We start from the raw sequence: 13,993 nt of genomic DNA, 5'->3' as shown, positions 1-13,993 counted from the left end.
CCCGGAACTGCTCGTGACGGGCGCGGTCATCGGGCGGCCAACTCTCGGAGCGTCGCGACCAGCGCTCCGCGTGCCATCGGGACCTTGAAGGCGTTGTCGCGGAGGGGGCGGGCGGCGGCCAGTTCGGCGTCCGCCGCCGCGCGGAACGATTCGTCGGTGGCGGGAGCGCCGCGCAATGTCGCCTCGGTTTGTCGGGCTCGCCACGGGCGGTGCGCGAGGCCGCCGAACGCGACGCGCGCGCTCCGGACGGTGCCGTCGTCCGCGACGTCGAGCGTCGCCGCGACCGAGACCAGCGCGAACGCGAACGACGCCCGGTCGCGGACCTTGCGGTACGCGGACCGTCCGGCGGGCGGGTCCGGCAGGTCCACGCCGGTGATCAGCTCGCCATGGGCGAGGACGGTGTCACGGTCGGGCTCGTCGGCGCTGTGCAACTCGGCGACCGGCACGGTGCGCTCCCCGCCGGGGCCCTGGATCCGGACGGTGGCGTCCAGCGCGGCCAGCGCCACCGCCATGTCGGACGGGTGCACCGCCACGCACCGGTCGGACGCCCCGAGCACCGCGTGGTACCGGCTGTGCCCGTGCAGCGCGGCGCAGCCCGAGCCGGGTTCTCGCTTGTTGCAGGGGAGGGTGACGTCCTGGAAGTAGGCGCAGCGGGTGCGTTGCAGCAGGTTGCCGCCGATCGTCGCCATGTTGCGGACCTGCCCGGACGCGCCCGTGAGCAGCGCCCGCGCGAGCATCGGATACCGGCGCCGGACCTCCGGGTCGGCGGCGGCGTCGGTGTTGCGGACGGTCGCGCCGATCCGCAGCCCACCGGGCACCGGCTCGATCCGGTCGAGCGGGAGGCCGGTGACGTCGACCAGGAGGCCGGGCCCGGCCACGCCGAGCCGCATGAGGTCGACGAGGTTCGTCCCGCCGCCGAGGAAGGCCGCGTCCGGACGGGCCGCCACCGCCGCCACGGCCGTGCCCGCGTCGGCGGGCCGCGCGTACTCGAAGGGCTTCACCGAACCTCCTTTTCCATAGACTATAGAAAATTTACTTCGGGTCGCGAAGCCGGTGCCGGTCGTCCTCGGTGCGGCGGGTCAGGCCCCGGGCGGCCAGCAGCTCCAGCAGCGGGACGGCCACGCGGCGGGTGGTGCCCATCGCCTGCCGGGCGTCGCTCAACGTGAACGGCTGGGGCAGCGCGGCCAGCACGTCGAGGGCGCGGCGGTCGGCGTCCGGCGGCAGCACGATGCCGGGCGCGACGCGCAGCAGCCTGCCGAAGCGTTCGGCGGCGGCCAGCTCGGCGGTGCCGAGGCCCAGCTCGGCCAGCCGGTCGGCGGACGGCGCCACGAACGGATCGGCGGCCAGGTCGCCTTCGAGCTTGCGGATGGCTTCGTCGAGCGCGTCCGGCAGGCCGGGGACATGGCCGGGCGGGGTGAGCAGGCCGCCCGCGCAGTCGAGCCCGGCGGCGGCGGCCAGCTCGGGCACCAGCGCGGGATCGGGAAGGCCGAGCCGCCGGGCCGCCGCCGCGACCGGCAGGCCCGGCTCCAGCGGATGGGCGGCGCGGTGCCGCCGTTCGGCCTCGGCCAGCTCCGCCGCGTACTCCGCCCAGCGTTCGTCGCCCGTCCACCAGTCGCCGTGCCGGGCCGCGCCGGGCGTCGGCAGGCCCATCGCGGCGAGGTCGGCGCCGCGCCGCAGGCCACGGCACAGGTGCGCGGCCGTGACATCGTCGGCGGTGCGCAGGCCCGCCAGCTCGGCGGCGCGCGTCCGGGCCGCGCCGCGCCTGGTGAGCGGGGGCGGATCGACGTCCAGGACCAGGAGACCGGCGGTGATCCTGCGGCGTCCGGGGTCGCGCAGCACGGCGCGGTCGCCGTGCCGCAGCGGCAGCGGACGGTCGAGCCGCAGCCGCCCGTGCGCGGGCCCGAGCGGGCGCAGGCGGCACGGCACGGCGGCGGTGCCGATGTGCAGGACGAGCCGTTCCGGCGGGGCCTCCGACGAGGTGTGCCGCAGCTCCACGTCCACCGACTCGGCCATCCGCCAGGCGCCGGGCGTGAGCAGCGGCAGCCCGCGCGGCACGTCGTCGCGGTCGACGCCGCGCAGGTTGAGCGCGACCCGCGCGGTGGCGGTCACCCGGTCGCGGTGCTCCCCCAGCGCCTCGATCCCGCGCACCTTGACCACGCGGCCCTCGGTGTTGAGAAGCTCATCACCCGTTTCGACGGTGCCCGCGCCGAGTGTGGCGGTGACGACGGTGCCCGCGCCGCGGATGGAGAACGACCGGTCGGCCCACAACCGCACGGGCGCGGCGGGATCGGGCGTGGGGAGCCCGCTGACCAGGTCGGTTATCGCCGCGCGGACGTCGTCGAGCCCCTCCCCCGTGACCGGGCTGACGGCGACGGCGGGCAGGTCGCGCAGGGAGCTCTCGGCCATCCACTCGTGCGCCTCCTCGATCGCGGCGGCGGCGTCGCCCAGGTCGGCGCGGGTGACGACGAGCACGCCCCGGGACACGCCGAGCGCGTCGAGCGCCTCCAGATGCTCCGCGCTCTGCGGCATCCAGCCCTCGTCCGCCGCGACGACGAACAGCACGGCGGGCACCGGACCCACCCCGGCCAGCATGTTCGCCACGAACTTCTCGTGCCCGGGGACGTCGACGAACGCGACCTCGCCCGCGCCGGGCAGCGTCGTCCACGCGAAGCCCAGGTCGATCGTGAGGCCCCGGCGGCGCTCCTCGGCGAGCCGGTCGGGATCCATCCCGGTGAGCGCGGCGACGAGGGTGGACTTGCCATGGTCGACGTGGCCCGCGGTGGCGATCACATGCATGTTCCCGTCCTTCCCCCGGCGGCCGGTTCCACCGGCGGCGGGCACGATCAGCGGCGGGCGGCGCGCAGGTCGGCCTCGATACCGGCGGTCGCGTCCAGCAGCAGCGGCAGCAGCTCGCGGCGCATCCGCGCGGCGGGCGTGCGGCTGGACGCGGCGGAGATGTTCGCGGCGGCCACCACCGTGCCCGCGGCGTCGCGGATGGGCGCGGCGATGGAGCGCAGGCCGTCCTCCAGCTCCTGGTCGACCAGCGACCAGCCCTGCCTGCGGGCCCGGTCGATCTCGCGGCGCAGCGCCTCGGGGTCGGTGGTGGTGCGGGTGGTGATCGGGCCGTTGGCCGCCCGGTCGAGGCGTTCGTCCAGCTCAGGGCCCGGCAGGTCGGCGAGCAGGACCCGGCCCATGGACGTGGCGTAGGCGGGGAACCGGGTCCCGACGCTGATCGCGACCGTCATGATGCGGGACGTCGGGATGCGCGCCACGTAGACGATGTCGTCACCGTCCAGCACCGACACCGACGACGACTCGTGCACCGACGCGACGAGCCGCTCCAGGTGCGGCTCGGCGACCTCGGGCAGCGAGAGGGCCGACAGGTAGGAGTAGCCGAGCCGCAGCACGCCGGGCGTCAGCGAGAACCGCCGCCCGTCGCTGCGCACGTAGCCGAGGTCGACGAGCGTGAGCAGGAACCGGCGCGCGGCGGCCCTGGTCAGGCCGGTGGCGTGCGCGACCTCGCTGAGCGTCATCTGGGGCGTGGTCGCGTCGAACGCCCTGATCACGTTCAGCCCGCGCTCCAGGGACTGGACGAAGTGCGCCGCCCGGGCCCGCTCCCGGACGGGGTCGTCCGCCGTCATCGGTTCCGTCATCGACTCATCGCCAGGTCGCCAGTTCTGTACGGATGCCAAACATCTGTTCTTGATCCGCACGATAGTCGGGCACCGATGCCGGGGTCAATCTAAGTGTTGACAACCTCAACACTGCTGAGGAGAATCACCATACGAACATCTGTGCTCATCACGCACATCAGGGCGAAGAAGCAGCGGTCAGGAAGAGGGGACGTCATGGCCGGCAAGATCACGGTTTTCAATCCCGAGGGAAACGCGCCCGTCGTCGGCGGCAAGTCGCTCGCCCCACGGCCCGACTCCCTCGACGGCAAGACCGTGTTCCTCGTGGACGCGGGCTTCGAGAACTCCAGCGAGTTCATCGACCAGCTCCGCGCCTCGTTCGCGGAGCACCGGCCCGACGTCCGGACGGTCACCGAGCACTTGTCCACCCCGTTCGACCCGGCGCCCGAGCTGTACGCGCGGATCGCGGCGGAGGGCGATGCCGCGATCCTCGGCGTCGGTCTTTGAAGCGGCTGCGCGCCGGCGGTCGCCGGCCACGCCACGCGGCTCGAGTCCGAGTACCGCGTTCCCACCGTCTCCGTCCACGCCGACGCCTTCGCGCGGCTGGTGGCCTCCACCAGCAGGCTCGGCGGCATCCCCACGCTGCGGCACGCCTTCGTGCCCTCGCCCGTCCCCGGCCGCACCGCCGGTGAGCTGCGCGGCTACGTCGAGGGCGACAACCCCGTCTCCGGCAACCCGTTCTCGGTCGACATCCTCGACGGCCTGACCAAGCCGCTCGACGAGGCCGACATGGCCGGGGCGACGTTCGAGCAGGTCCGGTCCCGGACGCTGGAACCGGCCACCGAGGACGACCTGCACGCCCTCTTCCTGGACAACGGCTGGACCGACAAGCTGCCGATCGTCCTGCCCACCGAGGAGCGCGTCGCGGCGATGCTCGCCGGGACGAGCCACGGCCCGGACGAGATCGTCGGCAAGCTCCGCGCCGCGTCCACCCGCGACTACTGGGAGTTCACCGTCGAGCAGGCCGCCGTGAACGCGGTGATGGCCGGGGCGGCGCCCGAGTACTTCCCGGTGATCCTGGCCCTGCTGGGCAGCGGCTACTCGGCGCGGCACAGCAGCATCTCGTCCATGTCGGAGGCCGTCCTCGTGAACGGCCCGATCCGCGACCAGATCGGGATGAACTCCGGGATCGGCGCGCTCGGTCCCTACAGCCGGGCCAACGCCACGATCGGCCGCGCCTACGGCGTCGGCTCGCAGAACCTCCAGGGCGGGTCCCAGCCGGGGATCAGCTACATGGGGTCGCTCGGCAACCCGTTCTCGTTCACCAACCTCACGTTCGCCGAGAACGAGGAACGCTCCCCCTGGGAGCCGTACCACGTCCAGCACGGCTTCGGGCCGGACGACAGCACCGCCACCGTGTTCCGCGGCGTCCGGACCATGATCACCTCGGGTGGCATCGCGGAGCACTGGCGCGAGCACGCCGCCCGGCGGATCTTCAACGCGACCCGCGCGACCGGCGGCGTCGTGCTGCTGCTCGACCCGCTCGCCGCGCAGAACCTCGTCGAGCACCACGGTTTCGACCGCAAGGCCGACCTCATCGAGTTCATCTCCGACACCGGACGGGTGACCGCGCGCCGGTGGTGGGGGCAGGGGCTCCAGGAGCTGTTCTTCGGCTACCGGGCGCGCGCGGGCGAGGAGCCCTGGGCGACCTACCTGGCGGCCGACCCCGACGAGGAGGTGCGCATCAACGTTCCCGAGGACGTCCACGTGGTCGTCGTCGGCGGGCGGAGCGCCGCCGCGTGGAGCGTCCTGGAGGGCATGGCCAACGGCACCAAGCTCGACCGGTCGCTGTCCGGCCGGACGGTGTCCATCGACGAGTGGCGCTGAGCGAACAGGAACTGCCGGGGGGTGTGCACGCACGTGACAGGCAACCGGTACTGAGGAGGACCAGGGCCCATGGTAGGGAAACGGCAGTACGGGCGGGGTCGCGGAAGGCGGCTCGCCTGGGTCGCCGGGGCCTCCGCGCTGACGGTCATGGCCGCCGGCTGCGGCGGCTCCGGCGGCGGCTCCGGCGACGTGACGTTGCGGATGTACGCGTCCCCGGCCGTCAAGACCGGTCTCGACGCGCTCGTCAAGGAGTTCAACGACGCCAACGCGCCGCGTATCAAGATGAATGTGCAGTACGTCCCGGCGCCGAAGATCGGCCCGACCACGACCACCGAGATGCAGGCGGGCAACCCGCCCGACATCATCGGCGTCTCCCCCGGATCCGGGGGCGGCGCGTCCGGGCTGCCGCTCTACAAGCTGGCCAAGGCCCACCGGCTGGAGGACGTGACGTCCAAGCCGTGGATGCAGAACGTGCCGGAGCTGCTCAAACCCACAGTCACCTACGAGGGCAAGGTCTACGCCCTGGTCACGGGGGCGTCCACGCAGTTCATGGACTACACCGTCAACGAGCTGGCGGGGTGGAGGCTGAAGCCGCCGTCGACGTTCGACGATCTGCTGAAGCTGTGCGGCGAGATCCGCAAGCACGACAAGTACGCGCTGGTGCCGGGCGCCGCCGACCCGGCGGGCAACCGGATGCTGCTCCAGTCCTTCTCCGCCGCGAACGTCTACACCGACGACCCGCAGTGGGACAAGAAGCGCGCGGCCGGGCAGGTCAAGTTCCAGACCACACCGGGCTGGCGGCAGACCTTCCAGCAGGTCGTCGACATGATCAACGCGGACTGCTACTACCCCGGCGGCGCGGGCCGCACCACCGAGGAGGGCAAGAACCTCCAGATCAAGGGCGACAAGGCCACGATGGGGATCGGGCCGTCGACGGCGTCGACCTACGTCACCGCGCGCAACCCGAAGCGCAAGTGGGCCGCGATCCCGGTGCCGGGACGGCGCAGCAGCACGCTCCCGCTCGAAGTGGGCGCGATGGCGGCGGCAAGCCGCGGCAAGCACGTCAAGGAGACGCTCAAGTTCCTCGACTTCGTGTACCAGCGGCTCGACTCGTACGCCACGGCGACCGGGTCGTTCTCTCCGGCGCAGATGGCGCGCGGTGAGCTGCCCGACTTCCTGAAGCCGCTGGAGCCGCTGGCCAAGCAGGGCAAGTACAGCCTGGGCGCCAGCACCATGTGGCCGTCGGACGCCCCGGCGCAGGCCGCCTACAAGATGATGGCCGGGCTCTACAACAAGACCCGGACGGTGGACGACATCCTGAAGGCCATGGACGAGGCCTGGGACGCCACCGCCCAATGAACCGGAACCGCCGTGACCGTCGAGCCCTCCGCGGGGAGGTTCGACGGCCACGGCGATTCCTTTCTGTGTGCGGTTCCTCGTGTCAGCGCCAGGGGTCCACCGGGACGGTGACCTCGTGGCGCGCGGCGATCAGCTTGGACGCGCTGGCCGTCCCGCCACCGATCACCGCGATGTTGATGTCGGCGGCGTCGTAGATCTCGACGGGCTCCTCGCCCGTCGCCCGGTACTTGGTGGCGTGCGGTTCCTGACCGGCGATCGCGAGCGGGCGCAGGATGGCCCGCACCACGCCGTTGGACCAGTACTCGTCCGCCGTCATCCGGCCGTTGCGCGCCAGCCACGCGCGCAGGTCGTCCTTACCGGCGAACCCGGCCTCGACGAACTCCTTCGCCGCCGTCGGGTCCATCACCACCAGCGGCGCGAACGCCGGGTCGCAGGCCCGCAGCGCGCCGCGCAGGATCTCCTTCCAGTGCCTGCGGCGCGGCACCGCGCCCGAGATCGTGTACCAGCCGCCGAGGAACAGGCTGACCGCGCTCTCGTCCGCCCGGAAACCGTGCTGGACGTGCAGCGGCTCCCACGGGCTGTCCTCCTCGTTCTCGGGGAACGTGGCGGTGTAGGCGTAGTTGTTGCCGAGCGTGCCCATGTAGGTCTCACCCGGCACCGACCCGCCCTGAAGGTTCTGTGACAGCAACCCGTAGGCGCGGCCGATGACGGCGTTGGCCTGGTTGTAGGGGCCCATCGCGCCGACCCCGGCGTTCATCCCCGCCTCCAGCCTGATCGGCCCGTTGACGATCGCGATGGTCGCCATGGACGTCAGGCTGCTCATCCGGGCGGTGACCTCGCTGGCGGCCAGCGCCAGGATGATCGGGAAGTGCACCGGGGCGGCCCCGGCCATCACCGCGTTGACGGCGACCTTCTCGACCGTGTACTCCCACCGCTCCCGGAACTTGGCGGGCGCGAGCCGTCCGACGACCTCGTCGGGGCGGCGGGACGTGCCCGTCAGCATCTCCTGGACGCGTTCCGGAGTCGGCAGGACGATCGGCAGGCCGTCCGTCCACCGGTTCTCCAGGAACAGGGCGTGCGCGGCCCGTTCGTCGGCGGCCTCGACGAGCTGCCGCGACGGACGGTCGTAGTCACTGCCCCTGACGTCCTCCTCGTCCAGCCGCCCGGCCAGCGCGTCGAGCAGCCCGGTCATGAACGGGCGGCCGCTGACGGCGTCCGTCCCCTCGATGTACTCGGTGAGCTCGGCTCCCGACCTCCCCGAGATCGCGCCCGGAAGGTAGGCCTGCCGCATGGTCGGCATGCCCTTCGTCCGGGCGACGTTGCTGGCGATCCTGCGGAACTGTTTGGAGTGCACGCCGACGGTGGGCACCCCGGAGCGTTCCAGCTCCGCCGCGATCCCGACGACCGTCGGGGCGCAGGTGCTTCAAAGGCCGAGACCGACGACGGCCGCGTCACCGGCCGCCTCGATCTCCGCCCGCATCGCCGGGGAGTCCTGCCCGAACGCCTCGGTGGCCACGATCCGCGTCTCGACGCCGGGCCGGTTCTCCTTGAACCAGGCGGCGAGCCGGTCCATGAACACGTCGGTGTTGTCGAACGGCGCGATCACCAGGTAGACGACCTTGCCGTCGAGGGTCTCCAGGCGTGGGGCGAGCGACCGTCCCTCCACCTTGGGCGGGTACCCGCGCGGGTCGTACACGCTGATCGTCATGCTGATGCTCCCCTCAGGGTCGGCGGGACGGGCCAGGCCCGTCCCGGGTCGGCGAGGTAGCGGTGCGCGGCGAGCGCGGCGGTGGCGCCGTCGCCCGCGGCGGTGATGGCCTGGCTCGCCGAGTCGGTCCGGATGTCGCCCGCCGCGAACACGCCGGGCAGGGCGGTGCGCATCGAGCCGTCCGTGGGGACGCGGTCGTCGCCGTCCAGCGTGAGCCAGTCGCGCAGGACCTCGGTGCGGGGCCGCAGACCCACGTACACGAAAATCCCGGTGACCTCTTCGTCCGTGGTCTCGCCACTACCGGTGTCCTTGACGCGGACGCCCGACACGACGGTGTCGCCGAGGACCTCCTCCACGACGGTGGAGTGGCGCACCTCGATCGAGGCGTGCTCCAGCACCCGGCTCACATATGTCTGCTGCCCGTCGAGCGACTCGCCGCGGTTCAGCAGCAGCACCTTGCCGACATGGTTGGTCAGTTCCAGCGCCTCCAGCAACGCGGAGTCGCCGCCGCCGACGACCGCGACGGTCTTGCCCCGGTGCAGCGGCCCGTCGCACGTCGCGCAGTCGGAGACGCCGTGGCCGCGCAGCCGGGACTCGCCGGGCACGCCAAGCTCCCGCAGCGCCGACCCGGTGGCGACGATGACGGCGCCCGCGCGGACCTCGCCGTCGCCGGTGGTGGCCGTCCAGCCCCCGCCGGACGCGCCCTCGGACGCCTTCTCCGCCGACTCCAGGCCCTTCAACGTGCTCGTCACGAACTCGACCCCGGCGTCCTGCGCCTGCTCCTGGAGCATCGGACACAGATCGAAGCCCGGCACCCCCTCGGGGAAGCCGGGAAAGTCCTCGATCCTGCCGACGCTGAGCAGATGGCCGCCGCCGATGTCGTCGCCGAGCAGCAGCCCGGTCCGGCGGCCGGAGCGGACGGCGAACAGCCCGGCGGTCAGCCCGCCGATCCCGCCGCCCGCCACCAGCACCTCGAAGTCGTCACTCGTCATCTGATCGCCTCACCTGTCTCGGGGTCGAAGAAGTGCAGGTCGCCGGGGTTCACCGGGATGTCGACGGTCTCCAGGGGCTTCACGGCCGAGGTGGGCGAGAACCGCGCGTAGACGATCGCCGTGCCCGGCGCCGCCTGCCCGTTCTTCCCGTCGTCGCCCTCGGGCCGCCGCAGGTTCTCCAGCTCCGGGTCGGCGGCCACCGGCTCGCCGGGGACCTCCACCTGGATCAGGCGCTCGTGCCCGAGCATCTCCACGACGGACACCTCGCCGCGCAGCCGCCCGACGGGGGCGCCGCTGCCGTTGGCGGCGTGCACCGGCATGTCGGTGAGCTTCTCGGGACGCACCCCAAGGACGATCTTGGAACCGACATGGCGTTCCAGTGCCCCGTGCAACTCCTTGGGCACCGGTATCCGCTGCTCGCCGACCACGCACCGCAGGTCCTCGGGCGCGTCCGCGACCAGCGGGCAGCTCAGCAGGTTCATGCCGGGCGAGCCGATGAACGTCGCGACGAACATGTTGGCCGGACGGTCGTACACCAGCTCGGGCGTGCCCTCCTGCTGGAGCAGGCCGCCGCGCATGACGGCGATGCGGGTGCCCATCGTCATGGCCTCGACCTGGTCGTGGGTGACGTAGACGGTCGTGACGCCCAGCGTCCGCTGGACGGTGGACAGCTCGGCCCGCATCTGCATGCGCAGCTTGGCGTCCAGGTTGGACAGGGGCTCGTCCAGCAGGAACGCCTGCGGCTTGCGGACGATCGCCCGGCCCATCGCGACGCGCTGCCGCTGCCCGCCGGACAGGGCTCGCGGCTTGCGGCGCAGCAGCTCGCCGAGGCCGAGCAGCCGCGCCGCCTCCTCCACCCGCTCCTTGATCTCCGGCTTGCGCCTGCCCTCGCACTGGAGCGGGAACGCGATGTTGTCGAAGACGGTCATGTGCGGGTAGAGGGCGTAGTTCTGGAACACCATGGCGATGTCGCGCTTACGGGGTTCCACCCGGTTCACCACGGTGCCGCCGATGCTGATCTCGCCCTCCTCGATCGTCTCCAGTCCGGCGATCATGCGCAGCGCGGTCGTCTTGCCGCAGCCGGACGGGCCGACGAAGATCATGAACTCTCCGTCGGCGATCTCCAGATTGAGGTCGCGGAGCGCCCGTGTCCCGCCCGGGTACACCTTTCCCAGCCCGCGAATGTCGATTGTTCCCATGTCTCAGCCTCGGATCCCTCCGGCCAGGCCCCGGACGAACTGCCGTTGGGCGACGATGAAGACGGCGAGCATCGGCAGGATGGCGATGGTCGCCCCCGCGAACACGAGGTTCCACTGGGTGTAGTTCTCGTTGACAAACGAGTTCAGCGCGACCGGCAATGTTCCGATCGAGCTTCCGCTCATGAAGATGAGCGCCAGGAAGAAGTCGTTCCATACGACCAGTCCGGACAGCATCGCCACGGTCGCGGTGATGGGCCGCAACAATGGGATGACGACCTTGAAGAACGTGCGGAACATTCCGGCGCCGTCCACCTGCGCCGCCTCCTCGTATTCCAGTGGAAGCGCGCGGATGAATCCCACATAGAGGAACACCGCGAACGGAAGGATGCCCGCGGTGTGCAGGATGATGATGCCGTGGTAGGTCGCCAGCAGCCCCATGCTTCGCATGACGACGTAGACGGGCACCAGCCCGAGCGTCGCGGGCATGATGAAGCCGATGACGAACATCACGTAGAGCCCGTTGCTCATCTTCGACGTGCGCCGGGCGATCACATATGCCGTCAGTGACGACACCAGCACGAGGCACGCCACGCTGCCCACCGTGATGATCACGGTGTTGAGGAACGCGCGTCCCATCCCGCCGGTGGTGCCGCCGCTGGACCAGGCATCGGAGTAGTTTCCCCATTTCGGGTCGGCGAATGGCGGCTTCAACGGCTCCGCCGTGAGTTCCTGGTCGTTCTTGAGCGAGATGGCGACCAGGAAATAGAACGGCAACGCGAACAGCATCGCCGCCACGATCATGACGATCTCGCGGATGAAGGACCGCGAGGTGTACCGGAAGGCACCCATTTACAACCGCCTCTCCCGGCGTCGCTGATACATCATGTTGGCGATTCCGAGGACCGAGATCAGCAGGGTCATCACCATCGCGATGGACGCGCCGAAGCCGAACCTGCCCTCGACGAACGTCTGCTGGTAGACCTGGGTCGCCAACGTCTCGGTGGAGTAGACGGGGCCGCCCTGCGTCAGCGCGAACACCTGGTCGAACACCCGCAGGCCGGAGATCAGCATCAGCGTCGAGACGATGGTGAACGCGGGCGCGAGCAGCGGCAGCGTGATGCGGCGCAGCCGCATCCACAGCCGCGCCCCGTCGATCACCGACGCCTCCTCCAGCTCGTCGGGGACGCCCTGCAACCCGGCCAGATAGATGATCATCGCCTGGCCCGCGTGCTGCCAGACCATGACCACCAGCACGCACCAGATGGCGGTGTCCGGATCGCCCAGCCATTCGTGCCGGAGCGAGTCCAGCCCGATCCCGCCGAGCATCCGGTTGATCGCGCCGTCGTAGGTGAACATGTACTGCCAGATGTAGGACACGGCGAGCGGGCTGAGCACGGCGGGCGCGAAGAACAACGTCCTTAGGAAATTGCGCGACTTCAGCGTCCGGTTCAGCGCCAGCGCCAATGCCAGGCCCACCAGGTTGACGAGCACGAGATACGACCCGGCCAACACGAACGTGTGGAGGACCGCGCCGCGCTGGACGTTGGAGTTCCAGATCTCGCGGAAGTTCTCCAGCCCGATGAACTTGGCCGTGTTGAACCCGTCCCAGTCGGTGAAGGCGTAGATGCCGCCCGAGAGCGGGGCGATGTAATGCATCCCGAACAGCAGCGCGATGCCCACCATGGCCAGCGCCCAGGGCGGTTTGCGGGCGCCGCCCGCCGGGCGGTTGTCCCCCCGGCGGCGCCGCCACCACGAGCCGCCCGGCTCCGTTCCCTTGTCCTTGTCGCCGGGGCCGTCGGCCACTGCCAGGGGTGGCAGGGCCGACGTGTCCGCGTGCTTCTTTGTGGTCCTTTCCGTCATTTGGCGTTGTCCCACGCTTGGTCCATGGCCTTCAGAATGTCGTCCACGGTGCGGGTGTTGTTGTGGAGTCCCGTCATGTACTTGTACGCGACCTGCGCGGGGGCCTCGGACGGCCACATCGTGCTGGCGGCGAGGCTGAACCTGTTCTGTTTCGCCAGCGGTTCAAGCGGCTTGAGGAAGTCGGGCAGTTCGCCCTTCGCCATCATCCCCGGGGAGAACGCCCCGCTGTTCTTGGAATAGACGTCGCGGTGCGCGGCCAGGTAGTCGAGGAACTTGATCGCCGCGTCCACGTGCTTGCCGCGCTTGGCCACCGAGATCCCGGCGACCTCCAGCGGCAGGTTCGGGGTGGCGGTGTCGCCCGCGGGCACCGCGGCCGCCGCCCACTTGCGACCCGGGTTGGCCTTGGACAGGTACGCCGCCGCGATCGACGGGCCGATGCCCATCGTCGTCTTGCCGGTGGCGCCGAGCTTGCGGGCCTCCTCGGTGGTGCGTCCCGCCGACCCCGGGTAGTAGCAGTCGTGCGTCACCAGGTCCTGGACCTGCTGGAACGTCTTCTTCCAGCCGGGCGACGTCTGGAACTTCACCTGACCGGCGATCCGCTTCTTGTCCCAGTCGGGGTCGTTGGCGTAGACGTTCGCGGCGGCGAACACCTGCATCCGCATCCGGTTGCCCGCCATGTCGGCGGCGCCGGACGCCATCGCGTACATGCCCTTCGACTTGATCATGCCGCACATGTCCAGCAGTTCCTTGAACGTCTTCGGCGGCTGGACCTTCCACTTGTCGAAGTCGGTGGTCGTGTAGTTCAGGAACTGCGTGGACACCCCGAGGATCAGGCTGTAGGTCTTCCCCTCGTACTGCGCCGGAGGCTTCAGCATCGCCGGCAGGTCGTTGGCCCACGGCCGGGCGCTCAGGTCCGCGAGCCGGTTCGCCTCGGCCAGCCGGTACACCGACATGCCGTTGGAGCCGCCGCCCGAGCCGGGGCTCGCCATGATGATGTCCGGCGGGTTGCCCGCCTGCATCATCGTCGTGGTGACCTGGCCGACCTTGGCGGACGGGATGAACTCCGCCTTCACCCTGATCTTCGACTGGCTCTTGTGGAAGCCGTCGATCAGCACCGAGAACGCGGGCTCGGTCGTGGTCGTCGAGTACATCCTGAGCGTCACCGTCCCGTCGGACGAGCCGCCGTCTCCCCCGCAGGCGGCCGCCGCCAGGAGCACGCTCGTGACCAGCGCTCCGGTACCGGCGAGGGTTCTGCGGCCGAGCCGTCTTCTTCGGTGGTCTCTCATTTTCGCTCTCACCTTCCGTGGGGGGTCGGCGCCGGTCGTTCCACGTCGTCGCGGTCTGGTTCGAAGGGCT

Annotated in this window: 12 protein-coding genes; 3 read left to right on the top strand and 9 right to left on the bottom strand. The window is 70.9% G+C overall.

Annotated features, from left to right (window positions below; translation table 11 throughout):
• Positions 1 to 26: 26 nt before the first annotated feature.
• From ABD808_RS15090 to ABD808_RS15080, 3 genes are read right to left on the bottom strand one after another with little or no spacing between them, the layout of a single operon-like run.
• The gene (locus ABD808_RS15090; RefSeq protein WP_344896351.1) at positions 27 to 1,001 is read right to left on the bottom strand and encodes an FAD binding domain-containing protein; all 975 of its coding nucleotides are present in this window, start codon (positions 999 to 1,001) and stop codon (positions 27 to 29) included.
• A 31-nt stretch (positions 1,002 to 1,032) separates the two neighbouring features.
• Complete coding sequence (selB, locus tag ABD808_RS15085; protein ID WP_344896347.1) at positions 1,033 to 2,796, bottom strand: selenocysteine-specific translation elongation factor; 1,764 nt, start codon at positions 2,794 to 2,796, stop codon at positions 1,033 to 1,035.
• A gap of 47 nt (positions 2,797 to 2,843) precedes the next feature.
• Positions 2,844 to 3,653, bottom strand: coding sequence for an IclR family transcriptional regulator domain-containing protein (locus ABD808_RS15080; RefSeq protein ID WP_344896342.1), 810 nt, complete (start codon positions 3,651 to 3,653; stop codon positions 2,844 to 2,846).
• 195 nt (positions 3,654 to 3,848) lie between these two features.
• Between ABD808_RS15080 and ABD808_RS15075 the strand changes: the two genes are divergently transcribed.
• From ABD808_RS15075 to ABD808_RS15065, 3 genes are all read left to right on the top strand, one after another.
• Positions 3,849 to 4,139, top strand: a complete 291-nt coding sequence (locus tag ABD808_RS15075; RefSeq protein ID WP_344896339.1) for a UGSC family (seleno)protein — start codon at positions 3,849 to 3,851, stop codon at positions 4,137 to 4,139.
• A 99-nt stretch (positions 4,140 to 4,238) separates the two neighbouring features.
• Positions 4,239 to 5,519 (top strand): UGSC family (seleno)protein, encoded by a 1,281-nt coding sequence (locus tag ABD808_RS15070; RefSeq protein WP_344896334.1) that lies wholly within the window; start codon positions 4,239 to 4,241, stop codon positions 5,517 to 5,519.
• Between the two features lie 69 nt (positions 5,520 to 5,588).
• Entirely contained in the window at positions 5,589 to 6,878 is a 1,290-nt protein-coding gene (locus ABD808_RS15065; RefSeq protein WP_344896330.1) for an ABC transporter substrate-binding protein, read from the top strand.
• 82 nt (positions 6,879 to 6,960) lie between these two features.
• Here the strand turns inward: ABD808_RS15065 and ABD808_RS15060 are convergent, their stop codons facing one another.
• Genes ABD808_RS15060 through ABD808_RS15030 form a run of 6 tightly spaced genes read right to left on the bottom strand, consistent with a single transcriptional unit; the run spans position 6,961 to position 13,923 of the window.
• Positions 6,961 to 8,586 (bottom strand): UGSC family (seleno)protein, encoded by a 1,626-nt coding sequence (locus tag ABD808_RS15060; RefSeq protein WP_425548928.1) that lies wholly within the window; start codon positions 8,584 to 8,586, stop codon positions 6,961 to 6,963.
• Entirely contained in the window at positions 8,583 to 9,578 is a 996-nt protein-coding gene (locus ABD808_RS15050) for an NAD(P)/FAD-dependent oxidoreductase (RefSeq protein ID WP_344896323.1), read from the bottom strand. Before ABD808_RS15050 ends, ABD808_RS15060 begins: the two co-directional genes overlap by 4 nt.
• Complete coding sequence (locus ABD808_RS15045) at positions 9,575 to 10,777, bottom strand: ABC transporter ATP-binding protein (protein ID WP_344896320.1); 1,203 nt, start codon at positions 10,775 to 10,777, stop codon at positions 9,575 to 9,577. Before ABD808_RS15045 ends, ABD808_RS15050 begins: the two co-directional genes overlap by 4 nt.
• A 3-nt stretch (positions 10,778 to 10,780) precedes the next feature.
• Positions 10,781 to 11,626, bottom strand: a complete 846-nt coding sequence (locus ABD808_RS15040; protein ID WP_344896317.1) for a carbohydrate ABC transporter permease — start codon at positions 11,624 to 11,626, stop codon at positions 10,781 to 10,783.
• Positions 11,627 to 12,637 carry a carbohydrate ABC transporter permease gene (locus ABD808_RS15035; protein ID WP_344896314.1) on the bottom strand — a complete coding sequence of 337 codons (1,011 nt, stop codon included), beginning with the start codon at positions 12,635 to 12,637 and terminating at the stop codon, positions 11,627 to 11,629. It abuts the gene before it with no gap.
• Entirely contained in the window at positions 12,634 to 13,923 is a 1,290-nt protein-coding gene (locus ABD808_RS15030) for an ABC transporter substrate-binding protein (protein WP_344896311.1), read from the bottom strand. Before ABD808_RS15030 ends, ABD808_RS15035 begins: the two co-directional genes overlap by 4 nt.
• Between the last annotated feature and the right edge of the window lie 70 nt (positions 13,924 to 13,993).

This window comes from Actinomadura meridiana (genome assembly GCF_039537545.1).
GTDB lineage: Bacteria > Actinomycetota > Actinomycetes > Streptosporangiales > Streptosporangiaceae > Spirillospora > Spirillospora meridiana.
Note: the sequence above shows the minus strand (reverse complement) of the source record. Positions and strands in the feature narration are given on the sequence as shown.

What these genes read in the sequence shown, in the direction of transcription:
- ABD808_RS15080 (WP_344896342.1), bottom strand. Translation starts at nt 3,653, where the DNA reads ATGACGGAACCGATGACGGCGGACGACCCCGTCCGGGAGCGGGCCCGG.
- ABD808_RS15035 (WP_344896314.1), bottom strand. Translation starts at nt 12,637, where the DNA reads ATGACGGAAAGGACCACAAAGAAGCACGCGGACACGTCGGCCCTGCCA.
- ABD808_RS15050 (WP_344896323.1), bottom strand. Translation starts at nt 9,578, where the DNA reads ATGACGAGTGACGACTTCGAGGTGCTGGTGGCGGGCGGCGGGATCGGC.
- ABD808_RS15075 (WP_344896339.1), top strand. Translation starts at nt 3,849, where the DNA reads ATGGCCGGCAAGATCACGGTTTTCAATCCCGAGGGAAACGCGCCCGTC.
- selB (WP_344896347.1), bottom strand. Translation starts at nt 2,796, where the DNA reads ATGCATGTGATCGCCACCGCGGGCCACGTCGACCATGGCAAGTCCACC.
- ABD808_RS15065 (WP_344896330.1), top strand. Translation starts at nt 5,589, where the DNA reads ATGGTAGGGAAACGGCAGTACGGGCGGGGTCGCGGAAGGCGGCTCGCC.
- ABD808_RS15030 (WP_344896311.1), bottom strand. Translation starts at nt 13,923, where the DNA reads ATGAGAGACCACCGAAGAAGACGGCTCGGCCGCAGAACCCTCGCCGGT.
- ABD808_RS15040 (WP_344896317.1), bottom strand. Translation starts at nt 11,626, where the DNA reads ATGGGTGCCTTCCGGTACACCTCGCGGTCCTTCATCCGCGAGATCGTC.
- ABD808_RS15045 (WP_344896320.1), bottom strand. Translation starts at nt 10,777, where the DNA reads ATGGGAACAATCGACATTCGCGGGCTGGGAAAGGTGTACCCGGGCGGG.